Annotated in this window: 16 protein-coding genes and 1 pseudogene; 12 read left to right on the forward strand and 5 right to left on the reverse strand. The window is 43.4% G+C overall.

The window, feature by feature from the left end; all coding sequences use genetic code 11:
• Window positions 1–3: 3 nt before the first annotated feature.
• The 6 genes from G9Q97_RS10925 (at window position 4) to G9Q97_RS10950 (ending at window position 9150) form a co-directional block, all read left to right on the forward strand.
• Window positions 4–1542, forward strand: a complete 1539-nt coding sequence (locus G9Q97_RS10925; RefSeq protein ID WP_317168749.1) for a RagB/SusD family nutrient uptake outer membrane protein — start codon at window positions 4–6, stop codon at window positions 1540–1542.
• A gap of 25 nt (window positions 1543–1567) precedes the next feature.
• Window positions 1568–2653 (forward strand): LamG domain-containing protein, encoded by a 1086-nt coding sequence (locus G9Q97_RS10930; RefSeq protein WP_166146770.1) that lies wholly within the window; start codon window positions 1568–1570, stop codon window positions 2651–2653.
• A gap of 291 nt (window positions 2654–2944) precedes the next feature.
• Window positions 2945–4912, forward strand: a complete 1968-nt coding sequence (locus G9Q97_RS10935) for a glucoamylase family protein (protein WP_166146772.1) — start codon at window positions 2945–2947, stop codon at window positions 4910–4912.
• Window positions 4905–6506 (forward strand): glucoamylase family protein, encoded by a 1602-nt coding sequence (locus G9Q97_RS10940; RefSeq protein WP_246255605.1) that lies wholly within the window; start codon window positions 4905–4907, stop codon window positions 6504–6506. The genes G9Q97_RS10935 and G9Q97_RS10940 overlap by 8 nt, the downstream gene beginning before the upstream one ends.
• Window positions 6507–6604: 98 nt before the next feature.
• Entirely contained in the window at window positions 6605–8065 is a 1461-nt protein-coding gene (locus G9Q97_RS10945; RefSeq protein ID WP_166146774.1) for a BCCT family transporter, read from the forward strand.
• 2 nt (window positions 8066–8067) lie between these two features.
• On the forward strand, window positions 8068–9150 hold the full coding sequence (locus tag G9Q97_RS10950; RefSeq protein WP_222851971.1) for a glycoside hydrolase family 113: 1083 nt from the start codon (window positions 8068–8070) through the stop codon (window positions 9148–9150).
• Between the two features lie 38 nt (window positions 9151–9188).
• Here G9Q97_RS10950 and G9Q97_RS10955 read toward each other — a convergent pair whose 3' ends face one another.
• The 3 genes and pseudogenes from G9Q97_RS10955 to G9Q97_RS10970 all read right to left on the reverse strand — a co-directional run bounded on the left by G9Q97_RS10955 (window position 9189) and on the right by G9Q97_RS10970 (window position 12902).
• Entirely contained in the window at window positions 9189–9986 is a 798-nt protein-coding gene (locus tag G9Q97_RS10955) for a hypothetical protein (protein WP_166146776.1), read from the reverse strand.
• 31 nt (window positions 9987–10017) lie between these two features.
• Window positions 10018–11259, reverse strand: a pseudogene (locus tag G9Q97_RS10965) (MFS transporter).
• Window positions 11260–11363: 104 nt separating this feature from the next.
• Window positions 11364–12902: a GH3 family domain-containing protein gene (locus G9Q97_RS10970; protein WP_166146782.1), complete on the reverse strand. Its 1539-nt coding sequence runs from the start codon at window positions 12900–12902 to the stop codon at window positions 11364–11366.
• Window positions 12903–13068: 166 nt separating this feature from the next.
• Between G9Q97_RS10970 and G9Q97_RS10975 the strand changes: the two genes are divergently transcribed.
• From G9Q97_RS10975 to gap, 5 genes are all read left to right on the forward strand, one after another.
• Entirely contained in the window at window positions 13069–13593 is a 525-nt protein-coding gene (locus tag G9Q97_RS10975; protein WP_166146784.1) for a hypothetical protein, read from the forward strand.
• A 14-nt stretch (window positions 13594–13607) separates the two neighbouring features.
• Window positions 13608–14030 (forward strand): phosphoribosyltransferase, encoded by a 423-nt coding sequence (locus tag G9Q97_RS10980; protein WP_166146786.1) that lies wholly within the window; start codon window positions 13608–13610, stop codon window positions 14028–14030.
• Window positions 14027–15874, forward strand: coding sequence for a TonB-dependent receptor plug domain-containing protein (locus G9Q97_RS10985; protein WP_317168750.1), 1848 nt, complete (start codon window positions 14027–14029; stop codon window positions 15872–15874). The genes G9Q97_RS10980 and G9Q97_RS10985 overlap by 4 nt, the downstream gene beginning before the upstream one ends.
• Window positions 15875–15885: 11 nt before the next feature.
• A complete protein-coding gene (locus tag G9Q97_RS10990; RefSeq protein ID WP_166146788.1) occupies window positions 15886–16923 on the forward strand; it encodes an aldo/keto reductase in 1038 nt (345 codons plus the stop codon).
• Between the two features lie 591 nt (window positions 16924–17514).
• Complete coding sequence (gap, locus tag G9Q97_RS10995) at window positions 17515–18519, forward strand: type I glyceraldehyde-3-phosphate dehydrogenase (RefSeq protein WP_166146790.1); 1005 nt, start codon at window positions 17515–17517, stop codon at window positions 18517–18519.
• Between the two features lie 46 nt (window positions 18520–18565).
• Here gap and G9Q97_RS11000 read toward each other — a convergent pair whose 3' ends face one another.
• Together G9Q97_RS11000 and G9Q97_RS11005 are read right to left on the reverse strand one after the other, a co-directional pair.
• Window positions 18566–19021, reverse strand: a complete 456-nt coding sequence (locus tag G9Q97_RS11000) for a DUF1801 domain-containing protein (RefSeq protein WP_166146792.1) — start codon at window positions 19019–19021, stop codon at window positions 18566–18568.
• Window positions 19022–19073: 52 nt separating this feature from the next.
• Entirely contained in the window at window positions 19074–20639 is a 1566-nt protein-coding gene (locus tag G9Q97_RS11005) for a neutral/alkaline non-lysosomal ceramidase N-terminal domain-containing protein (protein ID WP_166146794.1), read from the reverse strand.
• 415 nt (window positions 20640–21054) lie between these two features.
• Here G9Q97_RS11005 and G9Q97_RS11010 point away from each other — a divergent pair, with 415 nt between their 5' ends.
• On the forward strand, window positions 21055–22320 hold the full coding sequence (locus G9Q97_RS11010; RefSeq protein WP_187357720.1) for a hypothetical protein: 1266 nt from the start codon (window positions 21055–21057) through the stop codon (window positions 22318–22320).
• The last annotated feature ends 56 nt before the right edge of the window (window positions 22321–22376 follow it).

Genomic DNA, 22376 nt, shown 5'->3' on the forward strand with positions numbered 1-22376 from the left:
AAGATGAATATCTATAAATATATTTCCGTGCTGTTTCTGGTCTTTTCAGCAATCCTCATGGGACCGGCTTGTACTGATGTGTTGGATGAGCCATTAGAAAATGAATTTATTGCTGAAGATACTGATTATAATCAATCTGAAAACATGGTATTGCTTTTGTACGGCGCTTATGGCGAATTGTACAGTTTGCAATGGGAAACTTTTCCCTTAATAAGTGTTCGGGGCGATGACGTTAATGCGGCTGGGGACCAGTTTCCTCTTACAGAAACGGACGAGTTTCGGTATGACAGGAATTTTTGGATGTACAATTCCACCTGGCTCAATTTGTATTCTGATCTCCTGTACTGGCATGGTGCCATGGAAGAAATCGAAAAGTACCGGGAGGCCGGTGCCAATGAAGCCAATGCGAGGCAATACATTGCAGAAATCAGGGTCATGAGAGCTTTTGAATTAATGTATCTGGCCAAACTTTGGGGATCAGTGCTTATACCCAATGCGTCCGAGCCCAGCCATTTGTTTAATGTGGAGTTGTCCGATTATCAAACCGTAATGCAACACATTTCCATGGAAATGGATGCGGCTATCCCGGATTTGCCAAGTGTTCGTCCCAACCAAAGGTCTGATGTAAGGGGAGGAGTGACCCGCTACACGGCATTGGCTGTCAAGGCAAGGGCCAATATGGAGCTGCACAACCACACTGCAGTGGTGGCTGCCACAGAGGAAATCATCGGGAGTGATTTATTTACCCTGGAACCGGATTTTTATCAGCTTTTTAAAATTTCCGGAAAGCTGAATGATGAAAATTTGCTGGAGTTGCAATATTCTGATTTTGGTCAGGCCAGCGGAACACGTACCCGCTACCTCTGGGATTTTTTCGGCCCCGCCAGCTGGACACCTGCCGTTTCTGGAGCAGGGGGAGGTTGGGGGTTTTTCGAACCCTCCAATAAATACGTAAAGTTTATGCTGGACAGAAATGAACAGGAGCGTCTTACCACTTCTGTATTATTTACCCCAGACGGAATAGCTGAAATTCAATCCGATGCTGCCTATGAGAATTTACCGGATTGGGTTTCCAATGTAAGTCCCGACGGAGATGTGTTTAACAATCATCCCCGGTATCAATTCCTGAGCGGTAAGCATTACCTTCCTTCCACCCAGTTGACCCCCGGAAGGTTTACTTATGGGGAAAACAAGAATTTCACCTGCATCCGGTATGCTGAAATACTGCTATTGCATGCAGAAGCTCTGGTCAATGGAGCCAGTAGTCAGGTCTTGTCAGCAGAAGAAGCTGTAAATCTGGTAAGGGCCAGGGCTGGGTTGAATAACCTTACCTCCGTGGATCTGGATGCCGTATTGGAAGAAAAATATGCTGAATTTGCCATGGAATGGGGAATAAGGTATTTTGACCTGATCAGGTATGACCGCACTTCAGAACTGAATTATGGCGGCAGGACCTTTAGCGAAGGAGATCGGTATCTGCCATACCCGCTGGAGCAACAAGACATCTTACCGCAAATACGGGAGGCAGCAAATGAAGAATGATTTGAAACATAAAATATATTCCAAGATGTTAAATAAATGGATCAGCCTGCTGGCAATTGTGGTGTTTTGCCTTAGTGCCTGTACAGATGGCTATATTGACGATATTGAATTTGTTGAACCGGGAGCAGACAGTGAATCTCCCGAAATTACTTTAAACTACCCAACGGATGGTACCCAGATTCGGGTTACAGAAGATGTTACTTCCATTGAGATCGATCTTGAAGTTGTAGACGATATTGAAATCGAATGGGTGGCGGTTGAACTTGATGGACAGGAGATTGCAAGGTTTGAGGACTTTAAGGATTACAGGCGGTTTCTGGGTTCCTTTGAATACGATAACCTGACAAATGGAGAACACCAGTTGGATGTCATTGCCAGGGATCTTTCCGGGAAGGAAACCAGTACTTCGGTGGTATTTGAAAAAATCGAGCCTTACCAGCCCATTTATGAAGGCGAAGTTTTCTATTTGCCTTTTGATGGTGATTATACTGAATTGGTGCAGATCCAGAATGCCAATGTATCCGGGTCACCGGGATTTACAGATGGCATATCCGGTAGGGCATATTCCGGTAGTCCGGACGCATACCTGACTTATGAGGGGGGAAATCTTCACTCTGAAGAGTTCAGTGCCGTTTTTTGGTATAAATTGGATGGAACGCCTGATCGGGCTGGTCTTTTGGTTATGGGCCCTCCAGACGAAGCCAACCCAACCGCCATGAATAACCGGACTTCCGGATTCAGGCTTTTCAGGGAAAATGCCGGTGGTATGCAGCGGTTTAAATTGAATGTAGGCAATGGGTCGGGTGAAAACTGGTTCGATGGAGGAGCGGCGGCAGATATTGACCCGTCTTCAGATACCTGGAATCACATCGCCTTTACCATTTCTTCTGACCAATGTACGGTTTACATCAATGGGGAAGTGGTCAGCCAGGGGAGCTTTCCGGGAATAGACTGGTCTGGTTGCGATATCCTTTCGGTAGCCTCAGGCGCACCCCGCTTTGCCGGTTGGGGCCATTTGTCTACCTCAAGCCAATTGGATGAATTAAGGATTTTTAACCGGGCTATCAGTCAGTCTGAAATACAATCCATAATGATGGAAGAGAAAAATTGAAATAATTGACTCAAATGTTACAGCAGAAGGAATTCCTTCTGCTGTATTTTTTTCAAGAGTTGAGCGTGAAGGGAACTTCACATAAAGGGATGAGTATTAAGAATGCGGGATTTTCCCGGGATTTGGAAGCCTTCGGTACAGGGTAAATTGTGTCTTTTAAAAAGCAAATTGTAAACACATGAAATCGAGCATGACGAGAACGTCACATTGTGGGATGATTAGTAATCATGCGAAGATTCCACCCCGATAAATCGGGGCAGGTTATGACCATTTAAAGACAATTATAAACAGATGAGGTCTCGGATTCTCTTATTTTTATCTTCATTAATCTTTTGGTCTTGCCAACCGGAAGAGACGGCCTTTCCGGTTTTGGAATTGACCAACATAACCATTGGTGAAATGGAAATTCAAGGCATAGAACCCTTGACCGGTATCCCCGTTGATCAGGCCATTCATTTACATTTTACTATTCCCCTGGCCTTAAAATCCGTTCCCGAAAACCTGGAATTAACGGATATGGATTCAGGAAAAGAAGTCCCTTTCAATACCAATTTTCTGGACGGATCGCAGACCATCAGGCTGCTTCCGGTAGGCTTGCTGAAAGCGGGAACCACCTACAAGCTGGAAATTCATCCAGGATTAACCGGTGTGAATGGACAAGTATATGCAGGCAAGGAGCTTGTATTTACCACTCTTTTTGGAGCTGTTTCGGTACAGTCATTTGTCCTGCAGGGCGCAGATCATCTTGGTGGCAGGAATTGGGTTGGGGCAGCGCTTGATTTTCAACTTGACCTGCATTTTTCCGGTAAAGTAGTTTTGAAGGAAGAATACATTCAACTTGAAGAAAAAGAAGAGGGACAGCTTCCTGTACAGGTAATTCATGTCAAAGATTCTCTTCATTACCAAATCCGGTCCCCGGAACCCTTGAAGGACTTGAGACAATTTACCTTTTCCCTTTCTGAAGATCAGCACCCGGACACTGGGATTGATGTGGAAGGATTCGAACTCACTTTTTATACTGAGCCGGCAGCTGAACCAAAATTTCCCGTGTTGGATGAAAATGCGCTGTTGGATAAAGTTCAATCTCAGACCTTCAGGTATTTTTGGGATTTTGCGCATCCGGTAAGCGGCATGGCAAGGGAAAGAAGTAGCTCAGGAGACCTTGTTACCACTGGTGGTTCCGGATTCGGCATCATGGCCCTCATGGTAGGGATGGAAAGGGGCTTTATCAGTAGGGAACAAGGAGTGAGCAGGTTGTCAAAAATACTTGATTTTCTTCAGGGAGCAGATCGTTTTCATGGTGTCTGGCCCCATTGGATGAATGGCAATACAGGAAAAACCATTCCTTTCAGCACACTGGACAACGGAGGGGATCTGGTAGAAACGGCTTTATTGATGCAAGGGTTATTAACCATTAGCAGTTACCTTGATGGCAGCAGGATTGAAGAAAAGTTGCTGCAGGATCAAATTACCCAACTTTGGGAGGAGGTTGAATGGGATTGGTACACCAGGGGAGGTCAGAACCGGTTATTCTGGCATTGGTCACCTGATCAGGAATGGGCCATGGATCTGCCCGTTTCTGGTTACAACGAAGCTTTGATCGTATATATTTTAGCAGCGGCTTCTCCCACCCACCCCATTGAGGCTGAAGTTTATCATGAAGGTTGGGCCAGAAATGGAACCATCCAAAATGGGCAGTCTTACAATGGTTTCATCCTTCCCCTTGGACAGGAAAGGGGAGGTCCCCTGTTTTTTGCCCACTATTCTTTTTTGGGGTTGGATCCCAGGAATTTGGTTGACAGGTATGCAGGTTATTGGGAGCAGAACCGCATGCATAGCCTGATCAATAGGGCGCATTGTATCCAAAATCCTCAATCCTATGTGGGTTACGGTGCCGAATCCTGGGGATTGACTGCAAGTGATAATCCAGAAGGATATGCAGCGCATTCACCTACCCGGGACCTGGGTGTGATCACTCCAACGGCAGCCTTATCCTCTATGCCCTATACACCCCGGGAATCCATGGAAGCCCTGAAATATTTCTATTACCGGTTAGGGGACAGACTTTGGGGAGAAATGGGCTTTTTGGATGCATTTGACCTAACCAAACAATGGTTTGCTACGGATTACCTGGCCATCGATCAGGGGCCTATTGTATTAATGATTGAAAATTACCGGACAGGTTTACTTTGGAATCATTTTATGCAAAATAAAGATATCCAATCCGGCCTGGAAAAATTAGATTTTACTTATGAATAGCACTAAACCCAAAATCATGAAATTATTTCCCTATTGCACGATTGTTATGCTGTTGCTTGCCGGGTATTCCTGTAAGCAAAAATCGGTTTCCCCCAACGGGATTGAATCCAATGCCTATGACCGGCATGTGGAATTGAGTTGGAATCCCGTTGAGCTGGCGGATAAATATGAGATTTATGTTCGAAAAGAAGATGGTGATTACTCCAAAAGAGCCGAGGTAACAGATACGCTTTACCTGGATTTTGTGAATGATCTGGGAAAAAACCTGGGTTTGCAGTATAAAATCGAAGCTGTGCTGGGAGAAGAATCCCGGATGATCGGGGAAGTGGCCGTAGAAACACGGACCATGACTGAAGAGGAATTGCTGGACATGGTTCAATACTATACATTTCGGTATTTTTGGGAGGGCGCTGAACCAAATTCGGGAATGGCCAGGGAAAGAATTCATGTGGATGGGGTATACCCTCAAGACGACCAAAATATAGTGACCGCAGGAGGGACTGGTTTTGGACTCTTCGCCTTGCTTGCCGGTTTGGAAAGGGAATGGATCAGCCCCGATGAAGGCCTGGCCCGTTTTGAAAAGATAGTGGACTTTTTGGCGAATGCAGATCGGTTTCATGGTATTTGGTCCCATTGGATCAATGGAGAAACCGGCAAAGTCAAACCCTTTGGTCAGGATGATGATGGGGCGGATCTGGTCGAGTCGGCCTTTTTGATGCAAGGCTTACTTGCAGTAAGGGAATATTACAAGCAAGGAAATGAAAGGGAAAAAGCCCTGGCTGACAAAATAGACGTTTTGTGGAAAGAAATGCAATGGGACTGGCATACACAGGGTGGACAGGAGGTGCTTTATTGGCATTGGTCTCCGAATTTTGGATGGCAAAAAGACTTTGCTATCAGGGGGTATGATGAGTGCCTGATCACTTATGTTTTAGCAGCATCTTCGCCAACGCATGCTGTATCAGAGCAGGTATACCACCAGGGCTGGGCTCGGGGGGGAGCCATTCAAAACGAAAGCGAGGCATTTGGTTATTCCCTCCCTCTTTTACACAATGGGTCCCCTGATTACGGAGGGCCCTTGTTTTGGGCACACTATTCTTACCTGGGATTGAATCCAAAAGGACTAAAAGACAGGTATGCGGATTATTGGGAGCATAACCGCAACCATAGCCTGATCAACCGGCAGTGGTGTATGGAGAATGAAGCAGGGTTTAAAGGCTATGGTTCAGATTTATGGGGGCTTACTGCCAGTTATTCTACCATAGGGTATTCAGCCCACAGGCCGGGTAACGATATCGGAGTCATTTCGCCCACAGCGGCACTTTCATCCATTCCCTATACACCAAAAGAAAGCATGGAAGTCCTCAAAAACCTCTATTACAATTACGGGGAGAAAACTTTTGGCCGGTATGGGTTTTACGATGCCCTGAGCCCGGAAGAAGATTGGTACCCCAAACGGTACCTTGCCATTGATCAGGGACCCATCGTTGCCATGATAGAAAACTACCGGTCCGGTTTGGGCTGGAAATTATTTATGCAGGCTCCGGAAATTCAGGAAGGATTAAAAAAATTAGGCTTTTCCATTTCCGAATGAATCTTGATAATGCCTCGTAATGTAAAAAATTTGGAATGGATGAAGGATAGGGAAGAAATTGTATAGTATATTCCATCAAATTTGACATTGTCCTGTTGATGCCTACTAGCAAACCCACTTATCTGACATCCCTGCTGGCCTGCCTGGTTTTTTTATTTATGGCTTTCAGTTTTCCCCTGGGATTCAAAATATGGATTAAGGAAGCAGCAAATTTTACTTTATATTATTTCGGAACCTACTATCTCTACCTGGGCCTGCTTATGGTTTTGGTATTGTTGGGTATTGCGGTATCCCCATTGGGAAAAACAAAATTGGGAGAGGGGCCGGTGGCTTATGGCTGGTTTTCCTGGGTAGCCATGCTCTACAGTACCGGAATGGGTGCCGGTTTGATGTTGCGTGCGATTCAGGAACCTGTATTTTATTATACCCAAGCCCCCAGGGCATCTGAACTTTCACCCGAAATATTTGCTCTCGAATACACCTTTTTCCATTGGGGACTTACACCCTGGGCTTTTTATGGCATGTTTGGGCTGATCATAGGATACCTGGTGTATGGGAGGGGGAGATTGATGCTTAGTTCCTCTGTTCTGCATGGCAAATACCACAAACCCTGGTTGATTGTTCCCATAGATGTGATCACCATTATCAGTACCTTGTTTGGTGTGGTAGGTGCTGTGGGATTGGGTAGCAGGCAATTGCTGGCCGGATTCAGGCAGCTTTTCGGAATGCTGGAAGTCAATTACACCAACAATGCTTATGTGGTAGTCTTTCTAGGCTCCTTAGCTACGCTTTCTGCTTTTACAGGTTTAAGCAATGGTATCCGCAATTTATCCAGGTTTAATATTGCACTGGCTTTGTTTTTACTATTTTTCACCTGGTTGGCAGGAGATATTTTAAGTATTTTTGGTAATTTTTCTGCAGCATCTTTAAGCTATATCAAAGATTTTTTACCCATGAGCATCAATTTTGGCTCCATGAAAGTAGGCCAGGACTTTTTGATGGACTGGACATTTTTTTATTGGGCGTTTTGGCTATCCTGGGCTCCCTTTACAGGTGTTTTTATTGCCAGGATTTCTAAAGGCCGCACTTTTCGTGAATTTATTTTTGGTGTGCTGCTCGTACCCAGCCTGGGTACCTTCTTTTGGTTTACGGTTTTCGGATCTCAGGCTTTTGAGTTGATAGGCCATCCGGAGCTTTATGAAGGCCAGTTTGATTCTTTATATGGTTCCATTTTTGTTTTCTTTGACAGCCTTCCACTGGCAGGGCTGATCAAAATGATGGGTCTGATCCTGGTGTTTACTTTTCTTATCACCTCCATAGATTCAGCCATTTTTGTCCTGGGGATGTTTGCTGACAATGGGAATATGGAACCCAGGAGGAGAAATCTGCTGGCCTGGGGGTTGATTTTGGTCCTGTTTACCGTGGCCACGATTTTTGTGGGGAAAGAACAACTTTTGGAATCCATAAGTCAATTGCTGGTATTGATGGCCTTGCCATTTAGTTGGGTTTACCTGCTGATGATCAGTAGTTTTCTTTTTATCTTGTACCAAAAGAAATAAACATGTTATTCCAGGGAAACAAATGTATGGGACTGTTGGTGGCTTTGAGCTTATTTTTGGCTTGTATCACCTGCAACACTGCCAAAAAAACTGAGAATTTTGCCAATTTTGAAGAAAGCAAACATCGTGGAGTATGTTGGGTGGGCAGCAGGAATCCATTGCAGGGAGGAGAGATGGAGAATTTAACAGCTACCGGAGTCAGCCACATTTCCCAAACCCCTTTTGGCTGGCAGCGCCATACATCGGAGCCGTCGATCAGGTGGGAAACCCATTCAGAAAAGATCTGGTGGGGGGAAAGCAGCAAAGGCCTGGTGGCTACCATTGATACGGCCCAAAGCCAGGGCCTGATCAGTATTTTAAAACCCCACATTTGGGTGCGTGGATCCTGGCCCGGAGAAATCGCCATGACAACGGAAACCGATTGGCAAATCTGGTTTGACAATTACAAATCATTCATTTTGTATTATGCCAACCTTGCTGAGCAGAGAAAGCTTCCCTTATTTTGTGTAGGAACAGAATTGGAAAAAACCAGTCACCGGGAAAACGATTGGCGGGAAATCATAGCTGCGGTAAAGGAGGTATACGGTGGAAAGTTAACCTATGCGGCAAATTTCACAGAGTATGAATACGTAAAATTTTGGGATGCGCTGGACTACATTGGTGTTCAGGCCTATTTTCCCCTGGCTACTGGTGAAAATCCAACTTTGGATCAACTTTTACAGGGATGGAAAAGAATAATACCTGATCTGGAAAAGGTGAATCTGCTTTACCAAAAACCCATTTTATTCACCGAGTTGGGTTATTGTAATACTAATGATGCGGCTGATGCTCCATGGGTGTGGCCAAATGAAAGGAAAAACGCCATTTTATCCGAAGAAATGCAAGCGCGCTGTTATACTGCTTTTTTTGAATCTGTATGGCACCAACCCTGGTTTCAGGGGGTTTATTTCTGGAAATGGTATCCGGAATCCAGAAACCGCAGCCCTGATTTTACCCCCCAACATAAAATGGCACAAAAGGTGATGCAAACGTATTTTACCTTTCAAACACCTGAAATCGGGCATGACGTAGCCGTCAAACAATAGGATGATAGTAAATCATGCGAAATTCTCCCGATTAAGAATTATTTCCATTCTCCATTGAGCAATTTTATCAGGGGAGAAGTATTTCTATTCCGGTAGCCATGTATTCCCGCAATTACAAATAAAAGGCCTGCCAGTAAAACAGATAAAATACCCACATTTGGCAAGGCTTCCCATTGTTTCACTCCTACGGCAGCAAAACCCCAAACACCCACCAAAGCTGCTTCTCTCATGTTTCTCCGAAAAGTCAACCAGATATATATCGAACTGGCCACGATTAAAATCAAAGCAGCCCAGACCTCGTCGGCCAGAATGCCCGGCAATAAACCACTGCTTTTTATTCCCACCGAAATATTCAATACCGTGGCCAATACAATCCATCCGGTATAAATACAGACCGGCCACCAAACCCAAAAAATAATTTGCAGCGGGGCATCATATAGCTCTAGCCGAAGGCGAATGACCAGGCGGACCAATGCATACAGCAAAAGGGAAATGAGTAGTGTAGAAAGGAATATATACTCGGAAGTCCATGCCCAAACCCACAAGGCATTGCAAACATTGGCCAGCCCCAGCCAAAGGCCGGTGGGCAAAATGGAAACAGCATGACGTCCTTTAAAATGGGTGTACCACTGGTAAAGTACAAAGGCAATCAAGCCAAGGTATATCAATGCCCAAATGGAAAAAGCATAGGAAGCCGGCGTGAGGATAGTAGGGTACAGGCCACTGATTTCTCCTACGCTGTTACCGAAAAATTCCCCGGTTCCACCCAGGTAATTGATCAACAATGTGAAGATCAGTGTTACACTGTTGATTATTAATAAACTAAATGGTTTCATTGTTAGGTTGTTTACGGTAATTTTTTCACTCTCAGCTCAACAGTTCTGATTTTTTTATGGCCCTGTAGGTTCTTTTTCTTAATACGGGAAGGCTCCTGGCATAATATCCTCCCATCAACAATACCCCCATACTTCCAATCAGTAAGGTAAAGGGGGCTCCAATCCAATCGGTAAGCATGCCTATTAGGAAGCTTCCCAAAGAAAGCGCACCCATAAATAACATGATATAAAAACTCAACACCCTTCCCCGTTTTTCCTCTGGTGCAATGGTTTGCAATAAAGTATTGGACCCGGTGAAAATGATTACCCTACCCAAGCCTGTGGTCACCAGGGCCAACAATGATATCTACAATATAGTGCTGAATGAAAAAACAGCCAAACCCAAACCAAAGATAACTGTCCCCAATAGAATAAGCTTGTCCAATCCTACTACATTGTTTCTGGCTCCAACAAAAAAAGCACCTAATAACGAACCAATACCTACAGCACTGGTCATGTAGCCAAAGATTACAGCATCTCCCAGAAAAACCTCTGCTGCAACCACGGGCAGGATTACCATATAAGAAACCCCGATTAGGGTTACCCCAGCAACAAATAGGATCAGGAAACGTATGTGTTTCGTTTTGATGGCAAAGGCAGCACCTTCCTGGAATTCCTTCCCGAATTTTTTTCGGGGATTTTTTTTACCGGAAGGCTGGTAGCGGATAAATGTAAAAATCACTACAACGGCCACACTGGCTCCGGCATATAAAAGAAAGCAATATCCTTCCCCAATGATGGGAATGAGTATTCCTGCAAGTGCAGGCCCCACAATTCTGGCGGTATTGAACAGCGACGAATTCAGGGCAATGGCATTAGTCAGGTAGGTTTTATTTTCTACCAGATCATTGACAAACGCATGCCTTGATGGCATTTCCATACCACTCACCAGTCCAAATACTATTTCCAAAATTAATAAGGTTTGAAAATTTATGGTGTTACTGATGGTGAGTATGGCCAATATTATGGCGTTGATTGCAATGATGGATTGACAGACCATCAAAAGGCGGTGCTTGTTGTATCTATCCGCCAATACCCCTGCCACAGTAGATAGCAAAAAGGCCGAAATTTCCCTGGAGAAAGAAACCAAACCCAAAAGCAAAGCAGAACCTGTCAGCCGATATACCAACCAGCCAACCGCTACTTGTTTCATCATGTTGCCCAGATTGGAAAAGGCTTGTCCGGTGAAGAAAAAACGGTAATTGGCAGATGACAGGGATTTAAAAATTAGCATGGCTAGAAACCTGTTGTTAAAATGAAGCCCTTTTGATCAACTAAATGAATCAATTGTTAATTCAGGCAGGCTGAAATAACAATTGATTTTTATGGCTTTTGGTTTCATTGTTCTGCCAAATGGGATGATTTTTTAACAAAATTTTCCCATTCACCAAAAACGTCTTCTTTCATTACCCTCGGAAATTTCACCTGGCCACCTTTCTTTTTTTGTTTTTCATTGTACGCAATAAAGGTTGCCGCGGGAATTATTTTGGCTTCGATGGATTTTAAAGCCTTGTTTCTTGCCACTTTATAATTTTTGTTTTTTTCCTGAAGGTTTTGATCCAGAAAGGCTGTTATTTCTTCTTCATCGGCCTCACCGGAATCTTTTCCCAGATACCATCGATGCATGTATTCGCCATTCTCCCGGACTGCGCTTACGGTGTATTCAGGTATCGCGATGTTGAATTTTTCCTGGACTGCCTCTATGGCCTGGTCCATTTGATGTACACTCAGTTGGCTGCCTACCACATTCAGAAAGAATTTGGTTCTTCCCGTAATTTTTATCTCAGCTTTTTCTTTGTTGGTAAAGGAGACCGTATCTCCGATCATGTATCTCCAGGCACCGGCTACCGTTGAAATGACCAATATATAATCCTTGTTTTCTTCTACTTCTGCTATGGTCAATGCTTTCGCATCAGGATGAATGCCACCGGATTCAGTCATGTTTTCCGGTTCGAATGGAACAAATTCAAAGAATACGCCATTATCCAGAACAAGTGCCATTGCATCCGTGTCTGGTCTTCCCTGGAAGGCCAAAAAACCTTCTGACGCCAGGTAGGTGTCAATATAAATCAAGGGGTGAGCAAGATTTTTTTCAAAACTCTTTCTATGGGGCTCAAATGCTACACCTCCGGGGGTATAGACCGCCAAATTGGGCCATATATCATGGATGTTATCCACGCCATGATAAGCAATGACCCTTTTCATCATCAGCTCTATCCATGAAGGAATGCCAGAAATGCTACCAATGTCCCAGTCCCTGGCCTGTTCTGCTATTTTCTCTATTCTTTCATCCCAATCTTCAATGGCAGAAATTTCCGGTCCGGGTTTGTAGAAATTATTGAACCAAAAAGGAATCTGACTAGCACTAATGCCACTAATCTCTCCTTCCAGAAATCCATTATTTTCTTTCAGCTCCGTGGAGCTGCCAAGCATCATGATTTGCCTTTCAAAAAAGTCTGAGGGAAGGTCATACTTGGATAGGGTCATGATCTGCTGTATCCCTGTTTTTCTTATGGCATCCAACATGTCATCTGTGACAGGAATGTACTTACTGTTGCTTGTCGTTCCGGAGCTTACAGCAAAGAAACGGTTGATCCCGGGCCAGGTAATATCGTCGTGGCCTTCCCTTATTTTTTTCCACCACAAATCATAAATGGCATCATAATCATGATAGGGGACTTTTTGCTGATAGGAGGACACTGTATCCTTTGACTTATGTATTTTTTTGAAACCATGGTATTTTCCAAAAGAAGTGTCTTTGGCATGATCCAGTAATTCCTGTAATACTTTTAATTGTTTCTCGGCGGGTTTGGACTCGGTGTTTAGTTTTTCACCTAAATCAATTGCCTTTTTTATGAGTTCACCAATTACGGGCATGTGTTGCGAAATAAAGTTTTGAATTAATTGTTTCCACTTTAACTGTACAATTATCAGACCACTTTGTTTTGCTTGTAATTCCTTGAAAATATGGCTTTTGGTAAAAATTTAATTGCAGGACTGCTTATATTTTTTTATATTTTCAATGGAATTAAAGAACAAGCAAATGCAATATTTAAATCAGTATTATAAAAGCAGCCCCTTATTGACCTCGCTGTTTACACTTATCGCGGCTGTATTGTTACCTATTGTGGTTCATCTGGCTCCTCCGGTTCAGGGCACTCCCATAGGTGCCATCTTGTTACCCATGTTTTATGTACCACTAATCGCCTTGATACTCTTAGGCAAAACACCTGCATTGGCTGCTGCTGCCCTTTCCCCTGCTTTAAATTTTCTGATTTCTGGTAATGAGCAGTGGTCGTTAATGTTATTGTTGACCATTGAACTGATTGTTTTTACCCTTTCACTGGCCTATCTAAAGCATAAACTGGGCAATGGCTGGTCTGTTCTTCCTTCCATATTGCTGGCCAAAGTGATAGGAGCAACAGGTATTTTTTGGCTTAATTTTTTGCCATTGACTCCTGTAGATTACTTTTCCAATTCCTTGTATACCGGACTGCCGGGAATTATTATTTTATTTATCCTGGGTTTTACGGTGCCAGGTATTGGTGAAAAATCCGGCAAAAACTAGCTAAAAGAAAATACATGCGGGATAAAATTGATATTACCTTCGATGCCATCAGTGAAGCTTTGTATGCTTTTGATTTTCCGGAAATTGATCTGGTTTTGGGAATAGGGAGAGGAGGTGTTTATCCTGCTTGCATGATTTCACATCAGCTGGGTGTGGCCATGAAAATCATCCGGGTAAGCCACAGGAATGATCTCAATGAGCCCATGCAGGATTCCCCGAAAATTATGGATGATATCAAATGGGATTTTTTCAGTTATCCAAGGATTCTTATTGTGGATGATGTGGCAGTAACCGGCAAGACCCTGGCACTGGTAAAAGAGAAATTGATTGATAATGAGGTGCATACTTTTGTCTTGAAAGGAACTGCAGATATGGTTTTGTTTCCAAAAGTGAAATCCTGTGTCAACTGGCCATGGAATAACGCGGGGAAAGAATGATGAATCGACCTATATATGGGATAATACTTTGGTTCTTTGCGCTTAGCGGACCTTTGTATGGTCAGGATACTGATACCTTGGGCCTGGACCAGGTAGTGGTTACTGGTACCCGCATGGCTCGATCAGCTGCACAGGTTTCATCCAGTATATCTGTTGTCGACAAGAATCAAATCAGGGAATCCGGGCAAATCAATGTGCTTCAGGCCTTGGTGCCACATGTTCCGGGTTTGTTGCTGAACGACCGTTCTTTGCTGGGCTTTGGAGTAGGTCCGGGTTCTGGGGGAAACATTTCCATCAGGGGCATCAGTGGTACCCCAAACAACAGAATCCTTGTTTTGATAGATGGGCAACCTCAATTTATGGGTATATTTTCCCATCCGATTGCCGATGCTTACCACAGTTCCGACATTGAAAGGGTAGAGGTGATTCGTGGAGCGGCCTCAGTCTTATACGGGAGCAATGCCATGGGAGGAGCCATTAACTTAATTACAGATAAAGGTGAAAAGCAGGGTTGGTCTGGCAACATCGGGGCAAACCTAGGTAGTTTTGGCACCCAAGCCTATACCGGGAAACTAAATTATGAGAAAGGGAAATGGCAGTCCCTGATTTCAGTGAACCGCAGTAAAACCAAAGGATATAGAGAGGATGCCAATGATGGTTTTGAAAATAATGCACTTTTTTACAAACTGAATTTTCAGGTGAAAGATGAAATTCGCCTGGCTGCTGATTTCCAGTTATCTGATGCCACTTATTTTCATCCCGGAACCCTGGAGGGACCATTATCTGACGACCGAAGAGATTATTTGCGAGGAAGAGTTTCACTGGGACTTGTAAACCAGGGGGACAAAGTTTCAGGGGCAGCCCTTTTTTACCATAATTTTGGTGAGCACCAATTTAAAAGCGGATTCGAGTCAACTGATACCAATCAGGGATTTAATATTTATCAAAATCTCCAATTGATCCCCGGTCAGACCATTACGGTTGGAGTAGATCACAGTCGGTTTGGGGGAAGGGCGGTCAATGAAACCCTACCTCCGCCGGCAGCCGTTGGCCTGGATGTTTCCCATAGGATTAACCAAACCGACATATACTTACAAATGCAGCAGACTTTATGGGAAAAGGCGCATGTAAACCTGGGAGTCAGGGAAATCAACAATTCCCAATTTGGGAAGTCAACTATCCCCGGTTTTGGTTTAACCTATGCGTTAAGCGAGAAGAATCTGCTTAAAATGTCCTCTTCCAAGGCTTTTAGAAGTCCTTCGGTGGTAGACTTGTACTTGTTTCCTCCTGCCAATGAGGAACTGAATCCAGAAACGATGTGGAACCATGAAATGGGCTTGACCCATGTTATGACTGGACACCAATTGGAAATGGAGCTGGTGGTTTATTATACCAAGGGAGACAATCTGATTCAGTTGGATCCTTCAACTGCCCCTCCGAGTAACAGAAATATCGGCGCCTTTCGGAACCGTGGCCTGGAAACTCAGGTTCGGTATAATCCTAGTAAAAAATTTCATTTGGTGTTCAATTATAATTTTCTCGATGTATCGGACAATGTTTTGTTCGCTCCAAAACATCACCTTAACATGCAGGTCACTAAAAAATTCGGGGATTTTTCAATTGCTCCTTTTGTGCAACAAATTTTTGGGTTGAACAATAGCCCGGAATTGGAGGACAATACAATTGATTACACGCTTTTGAATATCAACCTGGGCTATCAGTTATTGGAAGAGTTGAAATGTTATGTGTTGGCCAAAAACCTTTTTGATACTGTTTATCAATTGGAAAATGGCTATCCCATGCCAGGGATAAATGTGACCGCAGGAATTAATGTTGAATTTTAACCCAAAGAAAAATGAATACCGGAAATGACAAAAAAAGGCGCTCCTTCTTAAAATCACTTGCAGGTCTGACCGCAGGTATTATGTTGCCCATGCATTTTTCAGACTTGCATGGGGCTGACATATCTGAGCAAACCAAAATGGGGAAATTTATTTTGAAGGATAAATGGGGGGATTTACTTCCGCAGCGAAAATTTGGAAGTACTGGTGAGGCCGTGACCATGCTTGGATTGGGAGGTGCCCATATCGCAAGAATGTCGGAATTGGAAGCTGAGAAAACGATTGAAACGGCAATTGCAGGGGGAATAAGGTTTTTTGATAATGCGGAGTCTTATGGAAACGGTACCGGAGAACGTAGATATGGGCAGTTCCTGACACCCAAATACAGGGATGTCGCTTTTATTCAAAGCAAAACCACCGCCAGGAATGGCAGTACAGCTGAAGCCCATCTGGATGGTACCCTGAAACGCATGAAAACGGATTATCTGGACCTGTGGTTGATTCATGCCGTGACCAGCCCGGGTGATGTGGATGGAAGGATACAAAACGGAGTGTTGGATGTGGTTAGGAAGGCTCAGGAGAGCGGAAAGGTGAGGTACGTGGGCTTCTCTGGGCATTCTGATTACAATGCCCACCTCCGGATGTTAGACAGTACTGATCTGCTTCAGGCATGTCAAATGCCAATTAACGCATTTGATCCGAATTATAAGAGTTTCATTACGAATGTGATGCCCAAACTGGTAGAAAAGAAAATGGCACCCATGGCCATGAAGACGCTTGCCAATGGTGGTTTTTTTGGAGGAACTTCCCATTTCAACCATGGTGACAAACCAAAAATCATCCCCAATGCCTTAACAGTAGCAGAAGCCGTTTATTTTTCCTGGTCATTGCCAATTAGTGTGTTGATCACTGGTGCCGATAATGCAGAAATGCTTGAGGAAAAAATTGGACTTGCCAGGAATTTCAAAGCCTTTGATACCGCTACCAGGAACAAATTGGTAGAAAAGGTTGCTGGTTTTGACGGTAATTTGGTCGAATATTACAAGGTTTAATTGATCCAAAGATGGGGGAGGTCTCTTCAAGATCCAGAGGGTGTTTCTGATACCATGCCGGGTCACGAATTCGGGTTCCATAAGTGTAAAAAGCAATAAATTGATATACAAGGATAGTTAAATAAATAAAAACTCTGGTCAAAAAACAATATACCGGTTGACAGGAAATGAGCAAAGTATCCTGTTAACGTGAGTTCGGGTTAAGAATGTCCTTAAAAATCAGCCAGTTTGATTTCTACTGCCACACCGAACCTGATGACCCCGAGGGACACATTAGTCAGATGCAAAGAATTGCCCTCAAAAATAATCCTTAGCTGATCGGTTTCTTGCTTTGGTTGATTTAGTTCAGATCAAAAATAATACAAATTTTCTTTCCGGAATGCTTTTGTGTGAAGCGGCAAGTTTTTTCAACTAATCAAAAGCAAAATTTCAATGATAAATTAAATTTTTATAAATTTGACCATTGAAAATTTTGGATAAACGATTCGAAATCCCTGTTTTACCAATTATAAATCGTTCAATTTTGAAAGATTATCAGGGGCATTTCAATATTAATCAATCTTTTATAACGAAAGAATAGACAACTACATTATGAAAAAAATCAAAGTAGGTATCAATGGATTTGGTAGAATTGGAAGACTTGTTTTCAGGGCTGCTCAGGAAAGAGATGATATTCAGATTGTTGGTATCAATGACCTGATCGATGTTGATTACATCGCCTATATGCTGAAATATGACTCTACCCATGGACAATTCAAGGGTGATATAGCCGTAGAAAATGGTAAATTGGTGGTCAATGGGAATGCTATCCGCGTGACTTCTGAAAGAAACCCTTCTGATTTGAAATGGTCGGATGTGGGAGCTGAAATCGTAGTGGAATCCACCGGTTTGTTTCTTACCAAGGAAAGTGCCAAGGGGCATATCGATGCCGGTGCCAAAAAGGTAGTAATGTCTGCCCCATCCAAAGATGACACGCCTATGTTTGTCATGGGGGTTAACGAATCTTCTTACACTTCAGACATGACATTTGTATCCAACGCATCTTGTACTACCAATTGCCTGGCTCCATTGGCAAAGGTTGTCAATGACAATTGGGGAATAGAAGAGGGCTTGATGACTACAGTACATGCGACAACTGCCACGCAGAAAACAGTAGACGGACCCTCAGCCAAAGATTGGAGAGGCGGAAGAGGTGCTGGTCAAAACATCATTCCCTCCTCAACAGGGGCTGCAAAGGCTGTTGGAAAGGTTATTCCGGAATTGAATGGAAAATTGACCGGAATGGCATTCAGAGTACCTACTCCCGATGTATCTGTAGTAGATTTGACCGTCAGGCTTTCAAAAGGAGCAACTTACGAAGAGATTTGCGCCAAAATGAAAGAGTCAGCTGAAGGAGATTTAAAAGGTATCCTTGGATACACTGAAGAAGCAGTTGTTTCCAATGATTTTATTGGTGATGCCCGTACCTCTATTTTTGATGCCGGGGCTGGTATTCAGCTTAGTGATAAGTTTGTAAAACTGGTGGCCTGGTATGACAACGAATGGGGCTATTCCAACAAAGTTGTGGACCTGGTGAGTTATATCGCCAATAAATAAAATTAACTATCCATATTTGAAAATAGGGTTGGAATTTATTTCAACCCTATTTTTTTCGCCCCTTTTCATAACTCATGATCCATTCTTCCAAAGATATTTTTTCCAACAACTGTCCAATGAGCTCATAAGGAATGATATCAGGCTGCCGGAACCTGATACAACTTTTTCCCATGTCCAGTTTTCTGCTACTGTGTTTGGGATACTCATCTTTGAACCAGCTCAGTAGGGCCTCATTGGTATACAATCCGAGGTGGTAAAGGGCAATATAATTTTTCTGATTGGCCAGGTTTAGAAAGGGTAAGGGCAATTTCGGGTCGACATGATACCCCTTGGGGTATTTGTCCAGTGGAACCACATAGCCAATCATCCCATAACTGATAGTTTCTTCAAAACCTTCAGGAAGATGATTTATGATTGTATTTCTCAATTTGGTAAAGGCATTTTTCCTGCTTTCAGGTACGGATTCCAGGTATGCGGCAATGTTGTCAGGAGCTTTAGACATGGTCTCTGGATTAAATTACGGATTAGATTTTTCTATCAATTTCATGGATGTGTCATTTTAATGAAGTCCCGAGCTCTTTCAGGATATTCAGGGTTTCGCGGTGTAAAATGGGAGCCGTTTCCGGACCCAGGGAATTGATTTCCCCATATGGGGCTTTTTCCCTGCCATAGGTAAATGGAGGATTTTCATCCCATTGACTTTTTGGGACAATATAGCCAATCATGTCATTCGACATACCACTGAAAAACCGGTACTTCCCTGGCATTTGGCTTCTGATAGCCGGGACTTCTACCGGATCTATCCCAAAATCACCGCCATCTGGCGATTCCACTCCTCCATTTAAAATTTCCGGATACAGCTCTCCAGGAACGTGGACAAATGAGGCAGGACCAATTGTCCAGGCATTGACCTCAGACCTGACCTTTCCCCATTCGACAAAGCCCCGATCGAATACACCTACAAAAGCAGCCAGCCTGAATAACTTGTTTGCCATGGGTAATTTAACAGTTTTTGCCCTCAGGTCAATACTTCCTTCAGAAATACTGTCCATTCCAAGTTTCATGGTTTCAAATGAAATTTTAGCCAATGATTTTCCTTGTGCATCAATCTTTTGAATGGATGCTTCGCTGATCTGCTCTCCGGTAATAGGATCTGTTACCGGGTCATTTGGGCGGGTAGTCATTAAACCACCCAAAGCGCCATTCAAAAAAATTGCAATGCCTCCTAATCCCTGATGAACCAAGGAATCTTTTAAATGTATGCCTTCCTCCATGTAATGTCGCCAATAATGAGGGAAATCAGCACTGATCAGGGTATTACCGGCCCATAAGGTTTCTGGGTGATTGCCCCAATTTAACAGCATTCCCAGGGTTTTGCCTGTTTCCAATTCCTGTACCTGCATGATTCGTATTGCAGCATCATAGATCATTGGTTCTCTGCTGTCTCCAACCAAATGTGCTGCGTCCCGTTCATTAACGGCAAATTTAACCTTTGCCGGTTTAAGGCTTTTATAGGCAGCAAGCACGGATTTCTCTATCCCATCAAAAACCAGTTGCTGATAACTCTTATTCACCCCTCGTGTAAATGGGCCAGGCCCCCACATACCCATCATATCAGGTGAAGAGTGAACATGGGTGCTGCTGATGATGAGGTGATCCAAATCAGTCATTTCCAGTAGTTTTTTCCTTAAACTGATGACCTCATCATTTCCAAAGCCAATCATATCAATGACGCAAAGACCTAATTTTGTTTTGCCATCATCCAAAACCATGCTCCTCGCCCACAATGGATCGTTGATACCGCTTGCAGGTTTATTTTGGTGAAATCCTGCCATCCAAATCGGGTCAAATTTCCCATTTGCGTTGAGATCCTGGTATTGATCCCCGTCTGCCTCATTGAACCGGGCATCTCCATTGGCATCCGTCCAGGTATCAAAATCCACGGGGCTGATATCTATTTTGGCAAATCCGGCCTGTAGTCCGGAAGCCTGTTCATTTTTAATGCTAAGATCCAGCCAATAACCTTTATGGCGATCCCTGAACTGATAGGAGCCGTAAATAAAAATCAACAGTAGGCCAAATGCCAAAAAGAACAGGGTGTATTTTATCCAGGTTTTCATTAATAAAATTTATACATAATACGACCTCTTTTCCAAAAGGACCACCAAATGAATGTCAGTAAGTGAAATTGAAATTTTATTTATTCCGTTTTCTGACAAATCTTCAAAATTTTTTATTTTCTTTTCAATTCACTAATATGGGAAAATTATTGGTTAAAATACCAATTTAACCAGTCCTGGCGCAGGTCATTAAAATTCTTTTCAGAAGTTTTGTTTCCAGCAAAGAAAGGCTAAAATAGTGGATAGAGACAGCCAATAAACTCGCAATATTTCGTGATGGTTTTAACTATTCAATAATCTATCAAGGTTTATGGCTGCAAAATAAATCATTTAGAATTGCCAACCTATGCCAAAAATTCATCATGCAAAGATTTGGGGGAACCCTTATATTTGGATTAACTCAAAAGAATCAACGATGATAAATAGAAGAGATTTCGTTAAATCCGGTTTACTGCTAAGCTTTTCCATGGGTTTTGCCCCTAGATGGATTTCCTCACCATTGTATAATAAGCCTGTGCCAATTACCGAAGGTCCACAGGGGCATTGGTTCGGTTATTATGACAAATGGCAAATCGATCCAACTGGTCGCTTTGCTTTGGGATGCCGCGTTGGATTTGAGGGACGGTCCCCTAAAGAAACAGATAAACTGGAAATTGGATTGATTGATTTGGAAAATGACAATTACTGGAAGAAGATTGGAGAATCAGGGGCCTGGAGCTGGCAGCAATCCTGCATGTTGCAATGGATTCCCGGTTCATCAGAAGAGGTAATCTGGAATGATTTTGAAAATGGGCAATATGTAAGCCGGATTTATGATGTTCGCAATGAAACTACCCGTATACTGCCCAGGCCGATATATACACTTGCTCCGAACGGAGACTATGCGGTAGGAACTGCCTTCAACAGGATCCAAAACCTGCGCCCGGGCTATGGCTATGCAGCTGTTACAGATCCTTTCCAATCCGTTAAGGCACCGGATGAAATAGGCCTGTACACCATGAATTTAAAAACGGGGCGCATAAAAAATTTATTGAGTTTGGCAGATTTGGCAGCAATACCTCATTTGGGCAAAGATGTTTCTGACAATTGGCATTGGTTCAATCACCTTTTGGTAAGCCCTGATTCCAAACGCATATTGTTCCTTCACCGATGGCGGCCGGAAATTCTGGAGAATCAAGTCATGGCAAGGACAGGATTTATTACCCGTATGATTACCGTGGATACCCGGGGGAAAGACCTTTATGTGGCTGACCCTTCTGGAAATTCCTCCCATTTTGTATGGAGGGATCCAAAGCACATTTTTGTATGGACCCGTCCCATAGGAAAGCAGGCAGGGTTTTGGTTAATTAAAGACAAGACAGAAGATATGGAGTTAATAGGTAAGGAGGCCATGGACAGAAACGGGCACAACACCTATGTGCCTCATACCAATGAAGAATGGGTATTGAATGATACCTATCCGGACAAAGACAGAAATATTACCTTGTACCTGTACCATATTCCAAGCGATCAAAAGGTTGTTTTGGGCAAATTTCATTCTCCGGAGCAATTTGTAGGTGAGTGGCGTTGTGACCTGCATCCACGTTGTGATCAACAGGGGAGAAGGGTGTTTTTTGATTCCACCCATGAAGGCAGCCGGCAGATGTACTACCTGGATATTTCAGATATAGTTGGTACCTGATGGTTCAACCCGGACCATACAATTGGTTTCTTGGAAACCAGTTTCGAATATCTGAA

It is taken from the genome of Cyclobacterium plantarum (assembly GCF_011290685.1).
Taxonomy (GTDB): domain Bacteria; phylum Bacteroidota; class Bacteroidia; order Cytophagales; family Cyclobacteriaceae; genus Cyclobacterium; species Cyclobacterium plantarum.